24 protein-coding genes are annotated in these 25,593 nt (G+C 59.3%); 2 read left to right on the forward strand and 22 right to left on the reverse strand.

Annotated elements, in window-relative coordinates; genetic code table 11:
* Positions 1-54 precede the first annotated feature (54 nt).
* The 6 genes from pyrF to pyrR are packed head-to-tail and all read right to left on the reverse strand — an operon-like array spanning position 55 to position 7,515.
* The gene (gene pyrF, locus HMPREF2617_RS00785; protein WP_070839062.1) at positions 55-873 is read right to left on the reverse strand and encodes an orotidine-5'-phosphate decarboxylase; all 819 of its coding nucleotides are present in this window, start codon (positions 871-873) and stop codon (positions 55-57) included.
* Positions 873-4,247, reverse strand: a complete 3,375-nt coding sequence (gene carB / locus HMPREF2617_RS00790; protein WP_246821667.1) for a carbamoyl-phosphate synthase large subunit — start codon at positions 4,245-4,247, stop codon at positions 873-875. The genes pyrF and carB overlap by 1 nt, the downstream gene beginning before the upstream one ends.
* Positions 4,248-4,269: 22 nt before the next feature.
* The gene (locus HMPREF2617_RS00795; protein ID WP_070816216.1) at positions 4,270-4,731 is read right to left on the reverse strand and encodes a carbamoyl-phosphate synthase domain-containing protein; all 462 of its coding nucleotides are present in this window, start codon (positions 4,729-4,731) and stop codon (positions 4,270-4,272) included.
* A gap of 4 nt (positions 4,732-4,735) precedes the next feature.
* On the reverse strand, positions 4,736-6,019 hold the full coding sequence (locus tag HMPREF2617_RS00800; RefSeq protein ID WP_070451380.1) for a dihydroorotase: 1,284 nt from the start codon (positions 6,017-6,019) through the stop codon (positions 4,736-4,738).
* Complete coding sequence (locus tag HMPREF2617_RS00805; RefSeq protein ID WP_070839066.1) at positions 6,016-6,954, reverse strand: aspartate carbamoyltransferase catalytic subunit; 939 nt, start codon at positions 6,952-6,954, stop codon at positions 6,016-6,018. Before HMPREF2617_RS00805 ends, HMPREF2617_RS00800 begins: the two co-directional genes overlap by 4 nt.
* Positions 6,955-7,515: a bifunctional pyr operon transcriptional regulator/uracil phosphoribosyltransferase PyrR gene (gene pyrR / locus HMPREF2617_RS00810; protein ID WP_070423098.1), complete on the reverse strand. Its 561-nt coding sequence runs from the start codon at positions 7,513-7,515 to the stop codon at positions 6,955-6,957.
* A gap of 157 nt (positions 7,516-7,672) precedes the next feature.
* Here pyrR and HMPREF2617_RS00815 point away from each other — a divergent pair, with 157 nt between their 5' ends.
* Positions 7,673-8,155 carry a YbjN domain-containing protein gene (locus HMPREF2617_RS00815; RefSeq protein ID WP_224212667.1) on the forward strand — a complete coding sequence of 161 codons (483 nt, stop codon included), beginning with the start codon at positions 7,673-7,675 and terminating at the stop codon, positions 8,153-8,155.
* Entirely contained in the window at positions 8,152-8,631 is a 480-nt protein-coding gene (locus HMPREF2617_RS00820) for a YbjN domain-containing protein (protein WP_070839068.1), read from the forward strand. The genes HMPREF2617_RS00815 and HMPREF2617_RS00820 overlap by 4 nt, the downstream gene beginning before the upstream one ends.
* Here HMPREF2617_RS00820 and HMPREF2617_RS00825 read toward each other — a convergent pair.
* The 16 genes from HMPREF2617_RS00825 to aspS form a co-directional block, all read right to left on the reverse strand.
* Complete coding sequence (locus HMPREF2617_RS00825) at positions 8,628-9,470, reverse strand: PPK2 family polyphosphate kinase (protein ID WP_070570405.1); 843 nt, start codon at positions 9,468-9,470, stop codon at positions 8,628-8,630. The genes HMPREF2617_RS00820 and HMPREF2617_RS00825 overlap by 4 nt on opposite strands.
* Positions 9,471-9,599: 129 nt before the next feature.
* Positions 9,600-10,133, reverse strand: a complete 534-nt coding sequence (nusB, locus tag HMPREF2617_RS00830) for a transcription antitermination factor NusB (RefSeq protein WP_070570407.1) — start codon at positions 10,131-10,133, stop codon at positions 9,600-9,602.
* Positions 10,133-10,696, reverse strand: a complete 564-nt coding sequence (gene efp / locus HMPREF2617_RS00835) for an elongation factor P (RefSeq protein ID WP_070451369.1) — start codon at positions 10,694-10,696, stop codon at positions 10,133-10,135. Before efp ends, nusB begins: the two co-directional genes overlap by 1 nt.
* Before the next feature lie 51 nt (positions 10,697-10,747).
* Complete coding sequence (locus HMPREF2617_RS00840) at positions 10,748-11,839, reverse strand: aminopeptidase P family protein (RefSeq protein WP_070839071.1); 1,092 nt, start codon at positions 11,837-11,839, stop codon at positions 10,748-10,750.
* The gene (gene aroQ / locus HMPREF2617_RS00845; protein ID WP_070839073.1) at positions 11,839-12,273 is read right to left on the reverse strand and encodes a type II 3-dehydroquinate dehydratase; all 435 of its coding nucleotides are present in this window, start codon (positions 12,271-12,273) and stop codon (positions 11,839-11,841) included. Before aroQ ends, HMPREF2617_RS00840 begins: the two co-directional genes overlap by 1 nt.
* A 3-nt stretch (positions 12,274-12,276) precedes the next feature.
* Entirely contained in the window at positions 12,277-13,329 is a 1,053-nt protein-coding gene (gene aroB / locus HMPREF2617_RS00850; RefSeq protein WP_070839075.1) for a 3-dehydroquinate synthase, read from the reverse strand.
* Positions 13,330-13,370: 41 nt separating this feature from the next.
* Positions 13,371-13,955 (reverse strand): shikimate kinase, encoded by a 585-nt coding sequence (locus HMPREF2617_RS00855; RefSeq protein ID WP_083284804.1) that lies wholly within the window; start codon positions 13,953-13,955, stop codon positions 13,371-13,373.
* Positions 13,948-15,174, reverse strand: a complete 1,227-nt coding sequence (gene aroC, locus HMPREF2617_RS00860) for a chorismate synthase (protein ID WP_070570409.1) — start codon at positions 15,172-15,174, stop codon at positions 13,948-13,950. Before aroC ends, HMPREF2617_RS00855 begins: the two co-directional genes overlap by 8 nt.
* Positions 15,175-15,211: 37 nt before the next feature.
* Complete coding sequence (locus HMPREF2617_RS00865; protein ID WP_070451359.1) at positions 15,212-15,631, reverse strand: prepilin peptidase; 420 nt, start codon at positions 15,629-15,631, stop codon at positions 15,212-15,214.
* A gap of 56 nt (positions 15,632-15,687) precedes the next feature.
* Entirely contained in the window at positions 15,688-16,527 is an 840-nt protein-coding gene (locus HMPREF2617_RS00870; protein ID WP_070839114.1) for a shikimate dehydrogenase, read from the reverse strand.
* Between the two features lie 20 nt (positions 16,528-16,547).
* A complete protein-coding gene (gene mltG / locus HMPREF2617_RS00875) occupies positions 16,548-17,699 on the reverse strand; it encodes an endolytic transglycosylase MltG (protein ID WP_070839077.1) in 1,152 nt (383 codons plus the stop codon).
* A gap of 2 nt (positions 17,700-17,701) precedes the next feature.
* Positions 17,702-18,190 (reverse strand): Holliday junction resolvase RuvX, encoded by a 489-nt coding sequence (ruvX, locus tag HMPREF2617_RS00880; RefSeq protein WP_070423088.1) that lies wholly within the window; start codon positions 18,188-18,190, stop codon positions 17,702-17,704.
* A 111-nt stretch (positions 18,191-18,301) separates the two neighbouring features.
* On the reverse strand, positions 18,302-20,971 hold the full coding sequence (alaS, locus tag HMPREF2617_RS00885) for an alanine--tRNA ligase (protein WP_070839079.1): 2,670 nt from the start codon (positions 20,969-20,971) through the stop codon (positions 18,302-18,304).
* 71 nt (positions 20,972-21,042) lie between these two features.
* Complete coding sequence (locus tag HMPREF2617_RS00890; protein ID WP_070816222.1) at positions 21,043-22,407, reverse strand: replication-associated recombination protein A; 1,365 nt, start codon at positions 22,405-22,407, stop codon at positions 21,043-21,045.
* A 4-nt stretch (positions 22,408-22,411) separates the two neighbouring features.
* A complete protein-coding gene (locus tag HMPREF2617_RS00895) occupies positions 22,412-23,752 on the reverse strand; it encodes a phosphotransferase (RefSeq protein WP_070423085.1) in 1,341 nt (446 codons plus the stop codon).
* A gap of 8 nt (positions 23,753-23,760) precedes the next feature.
* Positions 23,761-25,572, reverse strand: a complete 1,812-nt coding sequence (gene aspS, locus HMPREF2617_RS00900; protein WP_070423235.1) for an aspartate--tRNA ligase — start codon at positions 25,570-25,572, stop codon at positions 23,761-23,763.
* Positions 25,573-25,593 lie beyond the last annotated feature (21 nt).

A 25,593-nucleotide genomic window follows, 5' to 3' on the forward strand; every position in this document is an offset into this window, starting at 1 on the left:
GCGACGCACCTAAACTACCAGGGTTTTTCTCAGCCGATGAAATGGACCCGCTAGTTATGGCTGTTTTACCAGTTCAGCGACACGTTTCCGCAGTTCAGTAACGTCCGGCCCAGCAGACAAGACGGAACGGGAAACATTCGGGAACACCAGGTGTGCGTTTGCACCTGCAATCTGCGCCACGTCTTCCATCGTCGCTCCCTGCGCTCCGACTCCAGGCATAAGCACTGGAGCATTGAGCGCGTCGAGCACCGGCGGCTTCGCCACGGTTGCACCGACAACGACACCAACGTGGCCTACTGCAGCGCCCTGGTTGTACGTGGCGCATTCATCGACCATCCACTGCGACACCATGCGTCCATCGATTTCACTCGTCTGAAACGCTTCAGCTTCAGGGTTGGAGTTCGCAGACATCACGAACACGCCCTTACCGTGCGCTGCAGCAAGTGAGATGGCAGGCTCCAGCGACCCGACACCCAGATACGGTGTCAGCGTGAGCGCGTCCGCTTCCAACGGTGAGCCTGGCTGCAGCCACGCGGCGGCGTATCCGGCCATCGTGGAGCCGATATCGCCGCGCTTGGCGTCCGCGACGACGAGCGTCCCGCTCTCACGGAGTGCGGCGAGGGTCTCCTCGAGTACCGCGAAACCCGCAGAGCCGAACCGCTCGTAGAAGGCAACCTGTGGCTTGACCAACGCAACTGATCCTGCAAAGGCCTCGACACACGCCGAGGAAAACCGTTGCAGACCATCAATGGTGTCCGGAAGACCCCACTTGTCTAGCAGCGCCGCGTGCGGGTCGATGCCTACACACAGTCGGCCATATTCATTACCAGCGGCAACGAGACGCTCCCCGAAGGAGGCATGGGGCTGTACCACTACTGGCCACCCTCTGCGTTCTTGGAGACGCTGTGCTCGAGCTCCTGGAGGCTGGTCACATCAATAGAGTTGCTGCGCACTGCTTCGATGCCTTGGACTGTGGCGGTAACACCCTGCACATCGGTCATGATCGGTACATCCGCGATCACGGCTGCGGCACGGATGTCGTAGCCATCGTGGCGCGCGGTTGTCGAGCCCGCCGGAGTGTTCAGGATGAGATCAATCTCGCCGTCCAAGATCCGCTCCACGATGGAACGGCCCTTCGCACCTTCGCGGACCTCGGAGCCCTTGAGTGCTACTTCGCATTCGATGCCGTTGCGGCGCAGCATTTGCGCTGTACCTGCCGTCGCGATCACCTTGAACCCCATGGTGGACAAACGCTGGATCGGGAAGATCAGGGTGCGCTTGTCGTGGTTAGCCAGGGAGACAAAGACCGTGCCCTCCGTTGGCAGTTCGCCGTAAGCAGCGGCCTGGGTCTTAGCAAATGCCACACCGAACGACGGGGCAAGCCCCATGACCTCACCGGTGGACTTCATTTCCGGGCCGAGGATGGTGTCCAGAATCGACCCGTCTGGGCGGCGGAAGCGGCTAAACGGCAGTACCGCTTCCTTCACAGCGATCGGGTGGTTCAGCGGCAAGGATCCGCCATCGTAGTCGGACGGGATGAGGCCCTCGTCGCGAAGTTCAGCGATCGTCGCGCCGAGCATGACGCGTGCTGCAGCCTTCGCAAGGTGGACGCCGGTCGCCTTGGAGACGAACGGCACCGTACGCGATGCGCGCGGGTTTGCCTCGATGACGTAGAGGATGTCGTCCTTCAATGCGAACTGGACGTTCATCAGACCCTTCACCCCGATACCGTGAGCGAGTGCCTCAGCGGAGCGACGGACCTTTTCAATGTCGTCGGGGCCGAGCGTCATCGGCGGAAGCGCACAGGCGGAGTCGCCAGAGTGAATGCCGGCTTCCTCGATGTGTTCCATCAGACCACCGAGGTAGACCTCGTTGCCGTCAGACAACACATCGACGTCAATTTCGATGGCGTTGTCAAGGAAGCGGTCCACAAGCACTGGGTGGTCCGGGCTGAGCTCGGTTGCGCGCTCGATGTAGTTGCGCAGGGAGTCTTCGTCATAAACGATCTCCATGCCACGGCCTCCGAGCACGTAAGACGGGCGCACGAGGACGGGGTAACCAACCTTGTTGGCCACTTCGCGAGCCTCTTCGAAGGAGGTTGCGGTGCCAAATGCGGGAGCTGGAAGCTTGGCTGCTTCGAGCACCTTGCCAAACTCGCCGCGGTCCTCCGCCAGATCGATTGCCTCGGGGCTCGTACCGACGACTGGCACGCCCGCATCCGCGAGTCGCTGCGCGAGGCCCAGCGGGGTCTGACCGCCGAGCTGCACAATAACGCCAGCGACCTCACCGGTAGCGGCTTCCGCACGGTAGATCTCCATCACGTCTTCGAACGTCAACGGTTCGAAGTAGAGACGGTCCGCGGTGTCGTAGTCGGTAGAAACGGTCTCCGGGTTGCAGTTGACCATCACGGTCTCGTAGCCAACGCGGGACAGTTCCAGGGCGGCGTGGACACAGGAGTAGTCGAACTCGATGCCCTGACCAATGCGGTTCGGACCAGAGCCCAGGATGATGACCTTGCCCTTGCTGTTTTCCTTTGCACCGGTGAACTGGTCAACCTCAGACTCGGCAGCCGGGTCGAGTTCGTACGCCGAGTACAGGTACGGAACCTTCGCCTCGTACTGGCCCGAGCAGGTGTCCACGGTCTTGAAGGTCGGGTGGATACCCAGCGTCCATCGCAGTTGACGCACGCCGTCTTCGCCCGCGAGTTCTGGGCGCAGCGTAGCAATCTGGGCGTCGGACAAGCCTTGAGCCTTTGCCTCACGCAGGAGACCTGCGTCAAGCACAGGGGCGTCGATAAGCACCTGGCGGAATTCGACCAGCCCAGTGACTTCCTCGAGGAACCACGGATCGATGCCGGAGGCTGCGTAGACCTCATCAACGCTCGCGCCGAGGCGGAGCGCGAGCTCGACATCGTAGAGACGCTTGTCGGTCGGCACCTTAAGGTCTTCGAGCACCGCTGCGACGTCATTTGCACGCTCTCCTGCGACGTACTCGTCGGAACGAGTCCAGAAGCCGTTTGGCTTGTCTTCCATCGAGCGCATGACCTTGTTCAGGCCCTGGATGTAGTTGCGGCCAATACCCATGGCCTCGCCAACCGCCTTCATGGAGGTGCCCAGAGTCTCGTCCGAGCCCGGGAACTTCTCAAAGGTAAAGCGTGGCATCTTGACGATGACGTAGTCGAGAGACGGCTCCTCAAGCGCAGTGGTTGCGCCACCGGTCATGTCGTTAGCAATCTCGTCGAGCGTGTAGCCAATGGCGAGTCGGGTTGCCACCTTGGCAATCGGGTAGCCGGTCGCCTTCGACGCAAGTGCAGACGAACGCGACACGCGCGGGTTCATCTCGATCGTGATCATGCGGCCGTCTTTGGGGTTGATGGCGAACTGGATATTGCAGCCACCGGTCCTGACACCGACTTCACGGATGATGGCCTTGCCCTGTTCGATCATCTTGGTGACCTCGGGCTCGGTCATCGTCAACACCGGCGCCACCGTGACAGAGTCGCCCGTGTGGACACCCATGGCATCCACGTTCTCAATCGTCGCAACCGTAATGCAGTTGTCATCCGAGTCACGAATGAGCTCGAGCTCGATTTCTTTCCAACCGAGGATGGATTCTTCAATGAGCACGTTCGCTTCTGGCGATGCGGTCAAGCCGTCGCCGGCGATGCGGTGCAAGTCATCCATGTCATAGGCAAGGCCGGAACCGAGACCACCCATGGTGAACGACGGGCGCACGACGACTGGGAAGCCGAGCTCCGCAACGGTTTCTTCCACTTCTTCCATGGTGTAGCAGACACGGGAACGGGCGGACTCGCCGCCGATCTTTTCAACAATGTCCTTGAACTTTTGGCGGTCTTCGCCGCGCTCAATCGCGTCGATGTCTGCGCCGATGAGTTCAACGCCGTGCTTTTCCAGAATGCCAAGGCGGTCGAGTTTGATGGCTGTGTTCAGCGCAGTCTGCCCACCAAGCGTCGGCAGAATCGCATCAACCGGGTGGCCTTGCTCTGCCTCGCGGGCGAGGATGCGGTCGATGTACTCCGGCTGGATCGGCTCTACGTACGTGTGGTCGGCGAACTCAGGGTCGGTCATGATCGTCGCCGGGTTCGAGTTCACCAGGGTGACACGCAGGCCTTCTTCTTTGAGCACGCGGCACGCCTGGGTGCCGGAATAGTCAAACTCGCACGCCTGTCCGATGACGATCGGCCCGGAGCCGATGACCAGGACGTGGTTGAGATCTTCTCGCTTCATAATGTTTCTCCTGGTCTTTCTTTTAAGCTTCTTGCTTTTCGACGATTACCTGCACGCGCACCGACTTACCCTCGTGCTGCGCCTGAGAGACGTGGCGGACCAGCCTGCGGGTGTCTACACCCCAGATGCCGGTAATGCCCTGCGCCTTCATTTCTTCTTCCAGGCTGTGCTTTGCTTCCTGGTTCGATGCGATGCGAGCGAGATCGCGGATCACCACGGCTTTTGCCGTGATTGCCGTACGTTCCTCCCCTGCTCCTTCACCTGTCCAGCCAACATTGCCGATGTGCGGTGTAGCGAACACCAGGATCTTGCCGTCGTTATCGGCAGAGCACATTTCGCGCTCGTAACCGAACATATCGATGATGCTCTTGAGATCGCCTTCAATGTCACCTTCCGGTGCTGCGCCGAAGACGAAGCCGGTGAATTTCTCGCCTGTGTCGAGGACGAGTTGTGCGCGGGTGCGCTGCTGCTGTGTTTTTGTCATGGGTTTAGGCCTTCTTTGCAGAGTAGGTTTGGGTGCCGCGCAGCCAGGTGCCAACTACGCGTGCGTTAAATTCGATGCCTTCGTAGGGAGTGTTCGACGCCTTCGACGCCATATCCTTGCCCTTTGCGGTCCAGGTGTCCTGTGGATCAATCAAGGTGAGGTTTGCTGGCTCGCCAACCGCGATCGGACGGCCCTGGTCCTCAAGCCGCAGAATTTCGGCAGGGCGCTCGCTCATGACCTTGGCCACGAAGCGCCAGTCAGCAAGACCCGATTCGACGAAGACTCGGTGCACGATCGCCATGGACGTTTCTAGGCCGAGCATGCCTGGCTTGGCGTGCTCGAACTCCACGCACTTGTCTTCAGATCCGTGAGGAGCGTGGTCGGTGGCGATGACGTCCACGGTGCCGTCGAGAAGCGCTTGCTTGAGCGCTTCAGCGTCGCGCTTTTCGCGCAGTGGAGGGTTGACGCGGAACAGGCCGTCGTAGGTGGACAGCATTTCGTCGGTAAGCAGCAGGTGGTGCGGGGTGACCTCTGCCGTAACGTTGATGCCCTGTGCTTTGGCGAAGCGAAGCAGCTCGACCGTGCCTTCGGTCGACGCGTGGCAGAGGTGGTAACGACCACCGTAGTCACGAGTCATGATGGCGTCGCGTGCGACGATGGATTCCTCCGCGACACGTGGCCAACCGCGAAGGCCCAGGCGCGCTGCCTGCTCGCCTTCGTGGGCGACAGCGCCCTCGGTCATGCGGTGATCTTCCGCATGCTGGGCGAGAATCACGTCGTGTGCCTTGGCGTATTCGATAGCGCGGCGCATGAGCTGCGGGTCGTTGACGCACTTGCCATCGTCGGAAAACATGCGCACACCGCTGCGGGCCATCAGACCGATCTCGGTGAGCGTCTTGCCCTCGAGTCCCTTGGTAATCGAGCCCACCGGGTAGACATCGCACTTACCGTACGTCTGGCCCTTCTCCCAGACCGCCTCGGCGAGGAACGGCTGGTCGATCACCGGGTTGGTATTCGCCATGGTGAATACAGCGGTGAAGCCTCCCTTGGCGGCAGCATCCGAGCCGGTAGCGATGGTTTCGGTGTCCTCGCGGCCCGGCTCACGCAGGTGCACGTGCATATCGACGAGACCAGGCAACAACACGTTGCCACCGCAGTCGATGGTTTCATCAGCATCGTCAAACGGGTTGTCCCCAATGGAGTCGATGACACCGTCTTCCACGTCAATGAGAATGCTGGTCACGTCCTCGCCATATGGACGAACGTTGTTGAGTGCAAGCTTGGTCACTTGATCGCTCCTTCTTCGCCGCCAGTGCCGGCGAGCAGTGTGAACAACACGGCCATGCGGGTGTACACGCCGTTAGAGACCTGGCCGAGAACGACAGCATTGTCGCGATCGGCCACGTCGTAGTTAATTTCCATGCCACGCAGCATCGGACCCGGGTGCATGATCAACGCCGAATCCTTCATGCGGTCGGCTCGGTCAACGCTCAAGCCGTACAAGGTGGCGTACTCGCGGTGCGACGGGAAGAACCCGCCGTTCATGCGCTCGGCCTGCACGCGCAGCATCATCACGACATCTGCGTGCTCAATCTCGGCATCGAAGTCATACGAGACACGTGCCGGCCAGAACTCCACACCGGTAGGCAGCAGCGTCGGCGGCGCAACCAACACAACCTCTGCGCCCAAGATGTGCAGTAGATCCACGTTGGAGCGAGCAACACGGGAGTGCAAAATATCGCCGACGATCAGGACGCGCTTTCCAGCGACATCGCCAATGTGCTGGCGCATGGTCACCGCATCCAGCAAAGCCTGTGTCGGGTGCTGGTGCTGGCCGTCACCTGCGTTCACGATGCTTGTATTCGGCAACCACTTGGCCAGAAGCTGTGCAGCACCCGAAGCAGGGTGGCGCATGATGATCGCGTCTGCACCGATTGCCTCCAAAGTTGCAGCGGTGTCTTTGAGCGATTCACCCTTCTTCACCGAAGATGAAGACGCAGACAGATTGATCACATCGGCGCTCATCCACTTGCCCGCTGTCTCAAACGACGAGCGGGTACGCGTCGAGTTCTCGTAGAACAACGTCATCACAGTGCGGCCGCGCAGGGTCGGAAGCTTCTTGATCTCACGACCATCCAGAGCTTCCCGGAAGCGGTCCGCTTCATCCATCAGCTCGATGATCTCTTCGCGGCTGAGATCTGCAATATCGATGAGGTGCTTCATTTACGCCTCCCGTTCCAGGGTCACGCGATCTTCACCGTCGAGCTGGGCGATCGCGACAGTGACATCTTCGTCCTTCGATGTGGGGATGTTCTTGCCTACGTAATCCGCGCGGATTGGCAGCTCCCGGTGGCCACGATCGACCAGCACTGCGAGCTGGATCGCGGCTGGCCTACCGATGTCGCGCAGCGAATCAAGGGCGGCGCGAATGGTTCGGCCGGAGTACAAGACATCGTCGACAAGCACGACAATTGCCCCGTCGATGTCGACCGGAATGTGGGTTGGGCGCAGTGCCCGATGTGGCTTGTCGCGGAGATCGTCGCGGTACAAAGTGACGTCGAGACTGCCTACTGGCACGCTCACGCCTGAAAATTCTTCAACCGCTTCCGCAATACGCTGCGCTAACGGAACACCACCGGACGGGATCCCCAGCAGAATGACCTGCGGTCCGTCGCTGTCGTCCAGCGTTGTCTTCTCGATGATCTGGTGCGCGATGCGTGCAACAGTGCGACCGACGTCCTGAGCGTTCAGCAGCTCAACCGTCGACCGTTCGTTTCCACTCATCGAACCTCCTTCCCCGCCTCTCTGTGCGGCATTTAAAGGAAATATCGACGCGGTCCCGCCTATCGGGGCCGTGTGAAGTCTCGGAGACTGCGCTTCACATTAGCACCAGCACCGCGCCATCGCGAGGAGTTTCACCCAGATGGGTATTCTCGCAAGTGTGACTACAGAAGAGACTGAAGCCATCCAGCCCAACGAGCACCCAGAACGCAACGTTCCGGAACCGGTGACTACCGAAGCAATCGCCGCGATTTTTGAGGAAGAAAACCTTGAATACCGCGTCGAAGATCAAGCCGTGCGCTCTGGTTTTATCAACGCAGCAATCGTCATTGCCCTCGACGGCGATCACCTCATCTTCGAGGCCCTGTGGCGTGGCGAGTTTCCCCGCGATAGCGCATCGCAGGTGCTGTTTGCCTGCAACGAGCACAACCAGACGCATTTTGCACCGACCCTGCGTTTCTTCGAACGCGGTGAGGACAACCTGGCTGTGAGCGCCATTCGCTCGATGAACATCGCCGATGGAGCCTCATTCAACCAGCTCGGCTCTTTCATTGTGACGTCTATCGACGCCACGCTTCAGGCATTCGACTACCTCAAAACCACTTTCCCGACCGTCGTGAACTGGGAGGAACCGCAGCAGTGAGCACCGCAACTCAAGTAACCATCGACCGCGTCATCGAAACGATGGCGAAGCAGGGCATCGAAGTTTCCGACGACCCGTCTGGCCGCGCAGGCCACGCCCATTACAAGGGATTCAACCTGCTGTTTGTCCTGTTGGACTCAGTGTTGATCCTGCGTGCGGACTCGGTTACCGACACCCCGTCCGACACGCCCGATGCCACCTTGTACCTGGCCGCAAACCAGGTCAACAGCTCGTACCTCGACGCGCGTGCGCTCGTGGTCAACCGCACCGAGACGATCGTTGTGCGCACCGAATCGGAAATCGCGATCGGCGCAGGGCTAAGCGACGAGCAACTCGCGTCCTCGCTCAAGGCCGCTGTTGCTGGTGTGTTGGAAACCCAAAATGCCATGCAGGTGCTGGTGGGCGAGATCAAGCGCACCGCTGAGGAAGCAAGCGCAGCGCAGTCTAAATCTGCGCCTGCCCCCGACGAGGACTAGGAGTTCTCCAATCGCTCAAGCTCGACTTCAGCGTCGAAGTCGGGCTCGGGCCACGTCGGGTTGAGCGACTCTAAAGCGTCGTAAAGCAACGCTTTCACCACACTGCGGCAGTACTTCTTATCGTCCGAAGGAATGCAATACCACGGCGCAGATTCCGTCGACGTGCGCGTCATTGCGATCTGATACGCCGCCATGTACTGGCTCCAGAGCCGACGATCATCGATATCACCCGGGTTGTACTTCCAGTGCTTGTCTTCCCGCAGAATGCGCTTCTTCAGGTTCTCTGCCTGAAACTCCCGTGAGATGTGTGGCATCACCTTGATGATCTTGGTGCCACGGGCGGCAATCTCCTGTTCAAACTCAACGATTGCTCCGTAGCGGCGCTCAATCTCCTCCGGTGAAGCCATCTGTTTCACGCGCTGCACAAGTACATCTTCGTAATGGGAACGGTCGAAGACACTGATCTGCCCAGGTTTTGGGAGGTGGTCGTAGAACCGCCAGAGGAAATCATGAGATGCCTCCTCCTCCGTTGGACGCCCGAACGCCTGGACGTGTACGCCTTGAAGGTCCATGGTCGCACCGACGACGTGGCGGACGATCCCGCCTTTGCCTGACGTATCCATCCCCTGCAGCACCAACAGCACCGAGCCCGCATCCTCGTTGCCTACGCGACCGTTGGCGTACAGCCGCCTTTGCAGGTCATCGAGTTCATCGTCGTAGTCATTAAACACCTCAGCGGCATCCTTCACCCCGGGTGTCGCTGTTGGATCTACATCCGCAAGTTGAAAGTCGGGACCGACCCGAAATTGCTTCGCTTCTTCAACAGTGAGTTTCGACATGGCATCCTTTCTTGAAGATCGTTCGCATAACAAAAGCCGCTACTGATGTCTGCCTCTTCCGCACAAAATACGGCAAGTGCGAACAACAATCAGTAACGGCTCCAATGCGCTTCGCAAATACTGAGGAAGCTACTCCTCGTCGCTCTCGGTGTCGCCGAGGCCGTCAGGTTGACCCTCCTCCTCGTCGGCATGTTCACCATCAGGTACAACGAAAAACGGAGAATTCGGATCAACGGACGAGGCAATCCGATCCAACACCGCGTTGATGTAGGGCGCAGCCTTGGCACCTGAGTACTCAGACGCCATCTCGACCGCTTCCTTGATCGAGATCGGCGCATCGACCTCGTCGTTAAACAAGATCTCCCAGGCGGCCACGCGCAGGATCTGACGGTCGACGGCTGGCAGACGAAACAGCTCCCAGTCCTCGCTGAGTGAGCGCTCAATCGCATCGTCCAAGTCGTCGAGCTTCTCCGCAGCGCCTGCGACAATCTCGCGAGTGTAGTCAGCAACCGGCGCAACTGCGTTCAACGGATTCCGCGAAAGCTCAGTGCGGTCCTCAACGATGGCAACCGGATCGATATCCCGTGTCTCCGCCTCGAACAGCATGTCTACCGCACGACGGCGCGCCCGGTAACGGGCGCCATGACGTTTGTAGTCGAGCATTAGTTGTTCACGCGAGAGAGGTACTCGCCAGTACGCGTGTCAACCTTGACCACGTTGCCGGTTTCCAGGAACAGCGGAACCTGGATCTCAGCACCAGTCTCCAGCGTTGCCGGCTTGGTACCACCGGTGGAACGGTCGCCCTGCAGACCCGGCTCGGTGTGCTCGATCTTGAGGTCCACAGAGATCGGAAGCTCAGCGAAAAGTGCTTCACCCTCGTGGAAAGAAACCTGAACATGCATGTTCTCCAGCAGGAAGCGTGCTGCATCGCCGAACTTGTCGGCCGGCAGCTCGAACTGCTCGAAGGTCTTGTCGTCCATGACAACGTAGCTCGTGCCGTCGTTGTACAGGTAGGTCATATCGCGACGATCAACCGTCGCGGTCTCCACCTTCACACCTGCGTTCCACGTCTTCTCAACGGTCTTTCCGGAGACGACATCCTTAAGCTTGGTGCGCACGAATGCCGGTCCCTTACCGGGCTTGACATGCTGGAACTCAACGATCTGCTGCAGTTTGCCATCGACCTTCAGCACAAGACCGTTCTTAAAATCGGCGGTAGTTGCCATGGGTGGTACCTTCCTCGTAATTGTTTCGGAACGTGTACAAACACAGCAATGCTACAGCACCGTCAATTCCTTCGGGTACTTGGTGATAATCCGTGGCTTCCCTGATGTGATGATCAACGTGTCCTCGATACGCACACCGGTCTTGCCCGGAATGTAGATCCCCGGCTCAATGGTCAGGGTCATACCTTCCTTTAGGTCTCCCTTGCCGGTCTGTGCGGCAGACGGGGCTTCATGCACGTCCAGGCCGACACCGTGGCCAGTGGAGTGAACGAAGTACTCGCCGAAGCCTGCCTCTTCAATAACGTCGCGGCAGGCCTTGTCTACATCCACAAGTGCCGTTCCCGCCGTGGCTGCCTTCACGCCAGCAAGCTGGGATGCAAGCGTCACTTCGTAAATCTCGCGCTCCAACTGACCGATTTCCCCGATAGCAAACGTACGGGTCATATCGGAGTTGAACCCGAGGCGGTGCATACCGTAATCAATGGTCACCAAATCGCCTTCGGCGATAAGACGGTCGCCGGCCTGATGGTGTGGCTTCGAGGCGTTCGGGCCGGAGGCGACAATCGTGTCAAAACTTGGGCGTTCTGCACCAAGTCGACGCATGCGGTACTCAAGGTCAGCGGCAATGTCACGCTCAGAACGGCCTGCTCGCAATTCTCCTGCGGCGACGAGTTCCTCCAACGCCTGTGTGGCCAGCTCGGCAGCCTCAGTCAGACGGGTGAGTTCAAGGTTGTCCTTAAACAAGCGGATCCCTTCAATCACGCCAGAAACCGGCACAAGGGTTACGCCCTCCGGGCATGCATCCTCGAGGCGCTTGAGCTCCACAACGGAAACGAAATCGGCCTCATAGCCCACACGGTGGCCTTCGGTAACCTGCGACAACAACTCGGTTGCTGTCGCGCGAGCAATCGTCGCCTTGATATCCGGGACCTCTTCAGCAATCTGAGTGGTGTAACGACCGTCGGTTGCGATCTTCGCAGTACGGTCTTTCGACACCAGAAGCGCGCCGTTCGAGCCGGAGAAACCAGACAGGTAACGCACGTGGGTCAAATGGGTGACCAGCATGTCGTCGATACGCTGTGCCGCAAGTTGCGACGAGAGTTTCCTCCGACGAGTTTCAAAACGAGTATCGGCCAATGCCATCATTTCCTCCTTGCGAAGTAGTCCAACGCGAGCCGGTAGCCTTCCGTACCCAACCCCGCGATCACGCCTACGGCGATTGGCGAGAGGTACGAATGGTGCCTGAACGACTCGCGCGCGTGCACGTTCGAAATATGCACCTCAATAAAACCTTGGTGATCATTTAGTTCTACCAGTGCATCACGAAGCGCAACCGAGGTATGGGTAAAACCACCCGGGTTAATGATCACCGGCCAAGTGTTATCGGCTGCTTCATGCACCCAGTCAATGAGTTGGCCCTCGCAGTTGGACTGGCGGCACTCCACTTCAACCCCAAGATCGGCTGCGTGATCGTGCAATTGCTTTTCGACGTCCGCCAGCGTGACCGTCCCATACACCTCCGGTTGGCGTTTGCCGAGTCGATTGAGGTTCGGACCATTGAGTACCAAGATTTTCATGTTCTACTCCGAAATCTTTGCGTACGCCGCGCGCATCTCTTCCACAGTTGCGTCCTCCAGGCGAGTGCAGGACCCAAGGCCGTCCAGGACGACAAATCGGATCTTGCCGTCGCGGTTCTTCTTGTCCAGAAGCATCGCCTCATGCAACTCTTCAAACGCACCGGCCTCGTAGCGCGTGGGAAGTCCCGCACCACTGATGACGGTCTCGTGGAGGGCGACCAGGTCATCGTCGATAAGCCCGCGCGCATGAGCAAGGTGTGCCACAAACATCATGCCCACTCCGACGGCATTGCCGTGGCGCCACATGTAATGCTCGCGACGTTCGATCGCATGGCCCAGAGTGTGGCCATAGTTAAGAATCTCGCGCAGCCCAGCTTCCTTGAGGTCCTCCCCCACGACCTTGGCTTTTACGCTGACAGAGCGCTCGACAAGCTCCGCCCAGTGATGCTCTGGGCCCTCCTGATAGAGCTCCAAAATCCGCGGGTCCGCAATAAAGCCCGTCTTTACCAACTCAGCAGAACCTGAAACAACCTCTTGCTCAGGCAGCGTTGCAATACGAGCGAGATCAATAAACACCGCATTCGGCTCGTGGAACGCACCGACGAGATTTTTGGCTGCGGTCGTGTTGATGCCAGTTTTGCCGCCGACTGCCGCATCAACCATGGCGAGCAATGTCGTCGGCACATGCACAACCTTGATACCGCGCATCCACGTGGCCGCGGCGAAACCGGCAAGATCTGTCACAGCGCCGCCACCCAAACCGACAACGGCGTCCTGGCGCGAGAACCCGTGCTCCCCCAACACGTCCCACAAGTGGGAAAGCACCGGAAGATCCTTTCCAGCCTCCGCATCTGGAACACATGCCAAGACCGGCGCCAGGCCCGCTTGCTCAAGCATGTGCTCAAGGTCCTCAGCAACGGCACGCAACGGTTCCTGGTGGACCACCAGCACACGGCGTGCGCCGGAATCCGCAAGGTGACCTGCTACGGCGTCAAGGTTATTGCTGCCAATATGAATGTCGTACGGACTTGGGCCCGTGACGGATACCACTGCCATTGTTTGCTCCTTCGCTTGACAGAACTGAAGCCTGACGGAAACTACTCGCCGTCGATGAAACCCAAAATCTCTGCGACAACACGCTGCGGTGGCCGCGCGTCCGTGCGGACGCGGAACGTGGCCACTTCGCGGTACAGCGGTTCACGTTGATCCATGAGGTCGCGGTAACGCTGCTCGCGATCATCACTGTCAAGCACTGGTCGAGTGGAATCCTGTGCTGTGCGGCGAATACCCTCTTCCGCGCTGACATCGATCCAAACAACAGTGTGGCGCTGCAGCAGCTGTCGCACTTCCTCGGTCACGATCGCACCGCCCCCGAGGCTGACTACCCCACCGGTGGCCAGAGCACGTGCCACAAACCCGACTTCGAGCTCACGGAAGGCATCCTCACCCAACTCGGCGTACACCTCGCCACACGCTTTGCCTTCAGCCTGTTCGATGAGCAGATCCGAATCCATGATCGGCAGGTTCAGCGCGCTAGCTATTCGACGACCAATCGTTGACTTACCTGACCCCGGCATACCGACGAGCACCACGCGAGGAGCCGTATGAACCGTCGCCGGACTTGTATTTGTTGACTCCTCGTTGCATGCCTCTACTGCCTGCAAATCAGTGAGCTCAGTCATCGGCATCCCTAACTTGATCAAACGCAAGACGTTGTGCGACGTACTCCTTGTACGACTCTACGTTGCGCTTCACCTCCTCAATCGTGTCTCCCCCGAATTTCTCAGAGACAGCCTGTGCCAGAACAAGCGCAACCATTGCCTCTGCAACGACACCACCAGCGGGCACGGCACAGACATCGGAGCGTTGGTGAATCCCCGTGGCAGCGTCGCCGGTGCTCATATCAACCGTCTTCAAGGCACGAGGGACAGTCGAGATGGGCTTCATCGCAGCGCGAACGCGCAACTGCTCCCCATTCGTCATGCCACCTTCGATACCGCCTGCACGGTTGGTCAGCCTCCGCACACCATCTTCGGTGCGCTCGATTTCGTCGTGTGCCTGCGATCCACGGCGACGCGCCTCCTCGAAACCGTCGCCGATTTCGACGCCTTTCACCGACTGGATACCCATCAGCGCGCCTGCCAACTGCGCATCCAAGCGTCGTTCGCCAGAAATGTGGGAGCCAAGGCCGATCGGCAGCCCATCCACAATGACCTCAACGATCCCGCCGAGCGTGTCGCCCGATTTCTTCGCAGCCTCAATGCACGCGACCATGTCCGCCTCGGCGTCCTTGTTAAACGCACGAACAGGGGAAGCATCAATTGCCTCAATATCGGCGAAGCTTGGCGATTCTCCTGCGTACGGCACCGACTCCCCAATCGACACCACATGGGAAAACACCTCAACCCCGAGAACCTCACGCAGGTAGCTACGGGCAACCGTACCGGCTGCTACGCGGGCAGCAGTCTCTCGTGCAGAGGAACGCTCAAGCACAGGACGTGCAGAACCGAAACCGTATTTGATCATGCCGGCGAAATCGGCGTGCCCCGGACGCGGACGGGTCAACGACGCACCGCGACCAGAGCTCAACTCTTTTGCCACCTCAGGGTCAGAGGCATCAACCGGCTCAGCAGACATGATCGTGGTCCACTTCGGCCACTCGGTGTTGCCAATCTGGATAGCCACCGGGCTACCGATAGATGAGCCGTGCACGACGCCCGTCAGCAAAGTGAGCTCATCTGCCTCAAACTTCATTCGCGCGCCACGGCCATAACCGAGACGGCGACGAGCGAGCTGATGAGCAATTTCTTCTTTCAATACCGGCACCCCAGAAGGCATGCCCTCAACGAGGGCTACGAGGGCCTGGCCGTGCGATTCACCGGCTGTAGTCCAACGAAGCATGGCGACATTCTCGCACAAGCAGCTGCGATAGATGTGCTTATACCCCGAAATACATTACGACGAGCCACGTTGTGGCAAGCATCGATGGACCATGTGCGACGGTTCGGCTGCGACTTAACCACGCCATTAAGACTGTGAGCAGGCCGGACACACCAATCGCAACGAGTACCGCCGGCAGTTTTCCGGAGATCACACACACCATCGCCAGCGGCAGCGCCAACTTAACGTCCCCACCACCGACCCCCTGAGGCGAAAACAGATACAGCCCCGGCCACAGCAGTGCCCACAGCAACGTCGCCTCGCCAAGAAATGGCGCGAGAAGGCAAGCAATCAGCGCCACAATGGCCGGCGGCACTGTCAGCGCATTCGGCAGACGCCGAAACGCAACATCAAACACCATCAGGGCCGCTGTCCAGCAGGCAGCAACAGTGGCCCCCAAAACTCCCCCGAATTCCATATGGACAGCGTACCGAAGTTGAGTACTTCGAACCGCTCTGGCAAGCGAGCTGCTTCTTACGAGTTCGCGTGCCGCATCAGCGCGTCGCGCATCGCCTGTCGCGGTGCGTCCACACCGGTGAATTGCTCGAACTGAGCGTACGCCTGTCCGGCAAGCATCGACAGTCCACCAACGGTGCGGTAGCCGTTCGCTGCAGCCTCTACGGCGAGCCGCGTGGGCCACGGGTCGTAGATCACGTCAAACACCGGGGCATGTGCAAGATCGGATGCCACGTAGTCAGCTGCCCCGGCGGGGACAGTCGAAATGACGAGGTCCGATGCGGACGTAATGTCCGCTAGAGGTGCCTCGAAATCCACGAAGTTAAGCACCATCCCCGCAGCAAGGTCTGTGTACTCCCCGCTGCGGTCAGTGCGGTTGACCACGGTTACCTCACGGACTCCAATATGCCGCAAGGCCCACATGACTGCGCGCGCTGTACCGCCCGCGCCAACGATAACGGCGTGAACCGGGGAATCGGGACCAAGTAGCTCCCCAATGGCAGCAATCACGCCCTCGCAGTCAGTGTTGTCGGCGCGCCAACGGTTGTCGTCGATACGCGTCAGCGTGTTTGCGGAGCCGATCTCACGTGCCCTGTCAGTGACTTCATCCGCCACCGCGAGAGCGGCAAACTTGCACGGCATGGTTACAGAAAAGCCCCGGAAACTCGGATCGGCGTTGCAGACGAGATCAGCCAAATCATCCGCAACACACTGTTGGCGCGAGTAATGCCACCCAGTGAGGTCCGCCGCCTCGTAACCCGCATTGTGAAGAACCGGCGATAAGGAGTGCTCGATCGGTGAACCGAGGACCGCTGCCCGATTCGTCACAGTCCCCGACACAGGTTTGGCTGAGTTCATGCTGCGCGACGACTCCATAACTAACGCTGCGAGTCCAGGATGCCCGACTCGATCGCGCGCTGCGTGTCATTGAGGTGCTGCTCGAACGTGTCGTTGAAGATGGTTGTGCCGTCCTTGTCCACGGTGACGAAGAACAGCCAGTTGCCGTCAGCTGGGTGCTCTACTGCATCGATCGCCTCAATGGACGGAGATGCAATCGGCGTTTGCGGCAGGCCATCCATTGCGTACGTGTTCCACGGAGTAACCCGCTTGCGGTCTTCATCTGTGGTTGCAACCTCAACGCTCGGCAGCCCGTAGTTCACCGTGGAGTCGAATTCCAGTCGCATCGGCTCATCGAGACGGTTCAAGATGACGCGAGCGACCTTGTCAAACTCTCCGGCCGGCGCCTCACGCTCAACCAAGGACGCAGCGACAAGCAACTCGTACGGGCTCAAGCCAATCACTTGCGCGCGGTTGACAATGTCAGTTGCGTCATACTGCTTCGCAGAACGCGTCACCAGATCCGAAAGAATATCCTCGGCGCTCGCGTGCGGGTCGATGATGTACTCACCAGGGGCAATGAGGCCCTCCAAACGCTTCGCGTCGCCAGCACGGGCAGCAACCGTTTCACGAGCCCACTCCGGCACACCGAGCTTCTCAGGATCACTGTTCGCCGCAGCGTTGTTCAGCTTCTCCACGTTGACACAATCCGGTGTTACCTCCTCGCCACAGGTAGCCGACTGGATCATCGAGAAAATACCGAACCGAGTCTGGCCGCCAACGACGTTGACATCCATCAACGTCGCACCTCCGTAAACCTGCAGAGGGGTGATGCGCTGCGCGGGATCAAGGAGTGCCTCAACCGCTGACTTCGCGCTCATTTTGCCCTGCAATCTGTAGAAGCCAGGCTGAATGTTTCCCGCATCAGGGTTATTCGCTGCCGCTGTTTGGAAAGCACCGTCGCTGGCAACAATGCCGCGCTCTTCAAGCTCGGGGCCGAGCGCTGACAGGCTCGATCCCTCCTTGATATGAACGACCTGTTCCTCACCGTTGCCTGCACCCTCAAAGTCTGCCGAACCCGAAAGGTTGCGCAAGACGGCAATCCAAGCGACAAGGCCAATGATGAGCAAAATGGATGCGACTAGCACCGCGGTGCCTCGGGTACGCCGGCGTGCGGCTTCACGGGTAGACACGGTTAGTTCTCCTTGAGGTAGTTCAGTCGGCCGTCAAGCCACGATTGCAAAATCTCTACAGCAGCTGCTTGATCAATGACCGCACGGCCTGCTTTCTCATTCACACCAGACATCCGCAATGAATGCGTCGCAGCAACTGTGGTGAGACGCTCATCCGCCATCCGCACCGGCACATCGCTACGCCGGCGAATACGGAATGCGATTTCCTTCGCATGTTTCACGCTTTTTGATCCATTGCCTTGCAGATCACGAGGAAGCCCCACAATGACTTCGACTGCTTCATTCTCAGCGATGAGTTCCAATATCCGCTCGATATCTTGCCCATCGCGGTCCTTGAAACCGGTCACTCTGTCAATCGTTTCGACCGGTGTTGCCAGGCGGGCATCCCGGTCGGAGCGGGCAACGCCAATGCGCACAGTGCCGACATCAATGCCAAGTCGGCGTCCCGCACCGGGGTCGTCGACCCCAGGGCGATCTGGCTCCACCTTCATCGCTGCTCCTTTCCGTGTCTGCTGGCCTGGTCTCAACCTAGCCGTTAGCTGTGCGTCTCGTCGGACGCGCATTCGGCGTGTCAGCGTCGATTTTGTCCGCGAACGCGAGGCTTAGTCCCGGCGAAGCCAGTCACGCACAGCGGACAAAGCAGCAGGAATGCCTTCGGGCTTCGCACCAGAGCCCTGCGCAAGGTCAGGCTTTCCGCCACCCTTGCCATCGACGTACTCGCCAAGCACCTTGACCACGTCTCCCGACTTGATGCCGTCTTCCACTGCAGCCTTTGTTGCTGCAACCGCCAGAGAAACCTTGTCGCCAACCTTCGAGGTCAGCACGATCAGCGCATCCTCGGACTGCAACTTGCCACGCAGGTCAGAAACAATCGTGCGCAAATCACCCGTGTTGATCCCGTCGGGCAGCTGCTTTGCGACGAGGCGACGCGCGCCGATGGTCTCTGCTTCCTCCGCAAGGCTTGCAGTGGAAGCCAACAGCTGCTGACGGTGCAGGTTCTCGATTTCCTTTTCAGCCGCACGCAGTCGCTCAGCAAGCTGGGCAATACGGTCCGGAAGATCTTCCGTCGGCGTCTTGAACTCCGCAGCCAGGCCAGAAGCCAGCGCTGCCTCCTTCGACAGGTACTTGAAGGAATCCATACCGGAGTACGCCTCGATACGGCGGGCTCCGGAACCGACCGAGGACTCGCCAAGCACGGCGACCGGGCCGATCTGGGAGGCGTGCTCCACGTGGGTACCGCCACAAAGCTCGACGGAGAACGGTCCGCCGATCTCCACGACGCGGACAACGTCGCCGTAGCTTTCGCCGAACAGCGCCATCGCACCCATGGCCTTCGCCTTGTCCAGCGTGGTCTCAATGGTGTTGACAGCAAAGTCTGCGTCGACAGCCTGATTCGTGATCGTCGCAATCTCCTGCAGTTGCGCCTCGGTCAGCGCCTCGGTGTAGTTGAAGTCGAAGCGCAGGTAACCCGGCTTGTTCAAGGAACCAGCCTGGACTGCTGTGGGGCCGAGCACCTCACGCAGCGCCGCGTGAATGAGGTGCGTTGCGGAGTGCGCCTGGCGGGCACCGTGGCGCCACGCACCGTCAACCTCAGCCGTGACCGTCGAGCCGAGATCCAGTCCACCGTTTTGGACCGTCGCCTTGTGCAGCCACAGTTTCTTGCCTACGCGCTGCACGTCGTTGACGTTGAGGATCGTGTCCCCCATGATCAAGCGGCCACGGTCGGCCATCTGACCACCAGATTCGGCATACATCGGGGTGACGTCGAGGATGACCTCGACCTCGTCGCCCTGGGAAACCTCGCCAACTTTCTCACCGTCGCGCACGAGGCCAATGACCGTGCCGTCGTGGACCAATTGCTCGTAGCCGACGAATTCCGTCGGGTTGTTGTCAACCCATTCGCGGTACAGCGACTCGTCAACGTTGCGGTGCTTCTTCGCCTTGTTGTCGGCCTTCGCGCGCTCTCGCTGTTCCTGCATCGCAGCGTTAAAGGCATCCATATCGACGTCCAGGCCGGCCTCGCGCGCCATCTCGACCGTCAGGTCGATCGGGAAGCCGTAGGTGTCATGCAGCTCAAAGGCCTGATCACCCGGCAGGACAGCAGCACCCGAAGCCTTCACTGCGGTTGCGGCTTCGTCGAAACGCGACGTGCCGGACTCCAGTGTCTTGGAGAACGCCTTTTCTTCCGCAACAGCAACACGCAAAATGCGCTCGCGGTTGTCCGCGATCTCCGGGAAGGACGGCGTCATGGTGTCCATGATCGTGTTCATGAACGTCTCCATAACCGGCTTCGTCGCACCCAACAGACGCGCGGAGCGGATGATGCGGCGAAGCAGACGGCGCAGGATGTAGCCGCGGCCCTCATTCGACGGGGTAACACCGTCGAGGATGATCATCATGCCGGTACGGGCATGGTCAGCGATCACGCGGAAGCGGACATCGTCTTCCTTGTTGCCGTCGTCGTACTTCGAACCGGTGAGCTCCACGGCTGCATCGATGACCGGACGCAGAAGGTCCGTCTCGTAGACGTTGTCTACTTCCTGCAGGATGCAGGCCACACGCTCAATGCCAAGACCGGTATCGATGTTCTTCTGTGGCAGCTCGCCGACAATCTCGAAGTTGCCCTTCTTATCACCTTCGCCGCGAATGGACTCCATGAACACGAGGTTCCAGATCTCCATGTAACGGTTGTCGTCGGCGATTGGGCCGCCTTCCTTGCCGTACTCCGGGCCTCGGTCGTAGTAGATCTCAGAGCAAGGGCCGCACGGACCGGGGATACCCATGGACCAGAAGTTATCCTCCATGCCCATGCGCTGAATACGCCCTTCCGGAACGCCAATCTTGTCGCGCCAGATTGCGGCCGCCTCGTCGTCGTCAAGGAAGACCGTAACCCAGAGACGCTCCGGATCAAGGCCATAGCCACCGTCAGCAACAGCACCCGTCAACAGGTTCCACGCGTGAGTAATGGCGCCTTCCTTGAAGTACTGACCAAACGAAAAGTTGCCAGCCATCTGGAAGAACGTGTTGTGGCGGGTGGTGATACCCACTTCCTCGATATCGAGGGTACGCACGCACTTCTGAATCGATGTCGCCGTGCCATTGGCAAAGTCTGGGGTCTGATCGCCCAAGAAGTACGGCTTGAACGGCACCATTCCTGCGTTGACGAACAGCAGCGTCGGATCGTCGAGAATCAGCGAGGCGCTCGGTACCGGGGTGTGCCCGGCCTCAACGAAATGGTTGGTAAACCGCTCTCGGATCTCATGGGTTTGCACGCTTCGGTGTCCTTTCAACTGCTCCGGAGTTTTTCCGCGCTTACTTTACCCGCGACTCCTCTACAGTTGGGCTACCGCCCGCGAACAAGTCGGCGTAACCGACCAATAAACTCGCTAATTCGGCGCTCCGCGCCGTGTTCCGTCGGCTCGTAATACACCGCTTCTTCCAGCCCATCCGGGATATATTGCTGCTCGACCACTCCCCGCGGGTCGTCATGCGGGTAGACATATCCAACCGCATTGCCCATCTGTTTTGCGCCCTCATAGTGGCCATCGCGCAAATGGGCCGGCACTGGAGGCACATGCCCCTCACGCACGTCCGCTAAAGCACGATCGATGGCCTTAATGACGGCAGGCGACTTCGGCGCCGTAGCCAGGTGAATTGTCGCCTGTGCTAGCGCAAGACGCCCTTCTGGCAGGCCGACAAACTGCACTGCATTCGCCGCAGCGGTAGCAGTCTGCAACGCAGTCGGATCTGCCATACCAATATCTTCCGAAGCGTGAATGACCAGACGTCGTGCGATAAACCTGGGGTCCTCCCCGGCCTCGATCATTCGCGCCAGATAATGCAGCGCTGCATCGACATCAGACCCGCGGATCGACTTGATAAAGGCGCTGACCACGTCGTAATGCTGATCGCCATCGCGGTCGTAGCGAACAATCGCACGATTGACGTTTTCACGCACAATCTCCAGCGTGATCGTGCCACCGCCAGAAACAGCTTCAGCGGCAGCTTCGAGGTACGTCAGCGCCCGACGCGCATCGCCTCCAGCGAGCAGAATGAGTTGTGCGCGGGCTTCGTCGTCAAGCAAAACCTGCCCCTGCAACCCCCGCTCATCTGCCAATGCGCGGTCGATGACTCCGCCAAGGTCTTCGTCGCTAAGCGACTCGAGCTTGAGCAGCAGCGAGCGCGACAACAACGGAGCAACAACGCTAAAACTCGGGTTCTCCGTCGTGGCGGCAACCAGCAACACTGTGCGATTTTCGACGGCCGCAAGCAGCGCATCCTGCTGCGTTTTAGAAAACCTGTGGACCTCGTCGATAAAGAGCACGGTTTTCTCACCGCGGATGAGGTCACGCCGCGCCTCGTCGATAACCGCGCGGACTTCTTTCACGCCGGAAGACAGCGCGGACAACGCCACAAAGTTCTGCCCCATCGTTTTTGCGATTAACGATGCAATCGTGGTCTTACCTGTCCCAGGCGGACCATACAAAATCACCGATGCTGCACCAGAGCCTTCGATGAGCCGACGCAGCGGCTTTCCCTCGCTGAGCAAATGCTTCTGCCCCGCTACCTCATCTAGGGACTGGGGGCGCATCCGTGCGGCCAGCGGTGCTGTCGAGCCAGCTTCAAAAAATGAGGTACCCCTATTCCCCGATGCTGCACCGGGAACGTCGTTGCTAGAAGCAGCCGCGAAAAGTTCTTCTTGGCCCATTGCCTTAACGCAACCGCCTTGCGACCTCGGACGCGAACTCAGCAACGACAACGTATGCGGGGTCTTTACCGCTACCCGCATAAGCTGCCAACGACTCGAACGTCTCGCGCAAATCACGTCGCACGAGAAGCTCATCTTCGGTCAATGGTTCTCCACCTCGCGGTCGAAGCACAACGCCAGCATTCTCTTCGGCGTCGTCGCCAATGGCTTCGGCTACCCCATCTACAAGATCAAAATCCTGAATATCACCTGCCGAAAGACCAGCAGCTTCAAGCTCTTTCTCAAATGTCGGATCATCCTGCAACAACGCGGCCATAGGCTTCGGTTCCAACATGGCGACGCTACTAAGCGCCCACCCCACCAGTGCACCCGTGATGCGCGCCTGCAACGTATCCGGATGCTGCACTCCTGGCCAAAGGTCAGAGACCTGTATCCGCCACGCATCGACGAACGCCTTGGTCGCTTCCTCGTTAAACGGCTGCGAAGCCAAATACACCGGGAACCGCGCAACTACGTAGGCAACATCGAATGAAACATCCCGAAAGCCCGCTGATTCATAATCAAGAAAGTGAAACGAGTTCCCAGACCGAATGACGTTATCTGGTGCCAGGTCAAACGGCGTAAAAGCACGCATACCGCCACGCAGCAGCCGGCGCTCGATGTTACGAGCCGTGAGAACCACCTCTTGAGGAATCTCAATTCCGGCCTCACGCATGATCCGCAAGCCAACTCTGATCCGATGGGACAGCAACCGGTCCCTCAAACGTTGCAGCGGTGCAGCGTTGGGCCGCGAACGCGTCATCCGATGCAGTAAGACGTTAAACGCTTCCTCTTCATCGGCAGTACCTGCATGCATTCGGCCAAGTGCTGTGCCCAGGCTGCGCAACAGTGCGATGTGGTCCTCTTCGCTTGCAGTCTCAAGCGCTTCTGCGAGAGTTTCCCCATCACCGGAGTCGGTGATGATAATGATGCGTTGCTGCGTGTCGTAGCCCAACAACGCAGGGCCAGGCCTGGTCTTTTCACTTAAGGAAGTGGCGAATTGGTACGCGACAACCTCTCGAAGGTACGCCGCCTCTTCGAAGACAGACTCCGTTGGCGGCGCCTGCTTAATGATGACTGAGCGCTGCTGGAAAAACGGGTTCGTTTTAACACGAGCCCTCAACACGATCGAGGGACCGGAGCCATTAAGGCGTTCAACCTCAAACAACGACTGCTCACCGCCGTAACGGCGAGTGAGAATGTCTGTAGCGCTTGCAACGACTTGCTCGTCACTTACTTGCTCGGGCTGCATCCGGTCCCCTTTGTCGTGCGCCACCGCAGGAGCAGGTTCCTGCGGTGGCTGCATTCAATCGGCTACTTCGTGTCCGTTTCGCCGTCTGCCTTGTCTTCAACCTTCTTCGGCTTGAAGTCCACTCCAGTTTCCTTGCGCTGCTCAGCCGGAATTGGAGCAGGCGCGTCGGTAAGCGGGTCGACACCGCCGCCGGACTTCGGGAAAGCGATCACATCGCGGATCGATTCAAACCCACCGAGCAACGACACGATGCGGTCCCAGCCAAAGGCAATACCACCGTGCGGAGGAGCACCGAACTTGAACGCTTCGAGCAGGAAGCCGAACTTCTCTTCGGCCTCCTCATCGGTGATGCCCATGACCTCGAACACGCGCTTTTGGACATCGTGCTCATGAATACGGATGGAGCCGCCACCGATCTCGTTACCGTTGCACACAATGTCGTATGCGTAGGCGAGAGCCTCGCCCGGGTTCTGCTCGAAGTTGTCCAGGAACTCCGGCTTCGGAGAGGTAAACGCGTGGTGGACTGCGGTCCACTTGGAATGGCCCAACGCGACATCACCGGATGCGGTTGCGTCTGCAGCAGGCTCAAACAGCGGTGCATCCACAACCCACGTGAACGCCCAATCGCCTTCCTTGATCAGGTCAAGCTTGCGCGCAATCTCACCGCGGGCTGCGCCAAGCAGTGCACGAGATGCCTTGGTTTCGCCTGCTGCGAAGAAGATGCAGTCACCCGGCTTCGCACCGACGTGCGCAGCGATGCCAGCCTTTTCCTCGTCAGTGATGTTCTTCGCCACCGGACCGGTGAGCTCGCCGTCTTCCTGAATGAGAATGTAGGCCAGGCCCTTCGCACCGCGCTGCTTTGCCCACTCCTGCCATGCGTCAAGCTGACGACGAGGCTGGGATGCGCCACCTTCCATCACAACAGCACCCACGTACTCGGCCTTGAATACGCGGAAGGTGGTGTCCTTGAAGAAGTCGGTGCACTCGACCAATGGAATGTCGAAGCGCAGGTCCGGCTTGTCGGAGCCGTACTTCTCCATCGCTTCCTTGTAGGTCATGCGCGGAATCGGCGTCTGAATGTCGTAGCCGATCAGCTTCCAAAGCTCGACGAGGATTTCCTCGGCCAGCTCGATGATGTCGTCCTGATCAACGAAGGATGCCTCGACATCGAGCTGGGTGAACTCAGGCTGGCGGTCTGCGCGGAAGTCTTCATCGCGGTAGCAGCGTGCCAACTGGTAGTAGCGTTCCATGCCCGCGACCATCAGCAGCTGCTTAAAGAGCTGCGGCGACTGCGGCAGCGCATACCAAGAACCTGGCTTCAAACGAGCAGGAACAAGGAAGTCACGTGCACCTTCCGGGGTCGAACGCGTCAGCGTAGGCGTTTCGATCTCGGTGAAGTCGTGGTTGTCCAAGACGCGACGGGCGGCTTGATTGGCCTTAGCGCGGAGGCGAATTGCCTTAGCCTGACGCTCGCGGCGCAGGTCGAGGTAGCGGTACTTCAGACGTGCTTCCTCGCCAACTTCATTGGAGGATGCATCCTCGATCTGGAATGGCAGGGCTGCAGCCTTGTTCAGCACCTTCAGGTCAGTGACGTTGACCTCGATTTCACCGGATGCAAGGTTCGGGTTCGCAGAGCCTTCCGGGCGTGGCTCAACCACACCGGTGACCTGGATGACGAACTCGCTGCGCAGGTCGTGTGCAGCCTCCGCTACTTCGGACTCACGGAATACAACCTGAGCGAGACCAGAGCGGTCCCGCAGATCGATAAAGATGACCCCGCCATGGTCACGGCGGCGGGCCACCCAACCTGTGAGCGTGACGGTCTGACCGTCGAGTTCTTTGTTCAAGTTCCCCGCAAGGTGAGTGCGCAGCACGGTTTCTTCCACGTCCTTCCA

It is taken from the genome of Corynebacterium sp. HMSC070H05 (genome assembly GCF_001837615.1).
Taxonomy (GTDB): domain Bacteria; phylum Actinomycetota; class Actinomycetes; order Mycobacteriales; family Mycobacteriaceae; genus Corynebacterium; species Corynebacterium coyleae.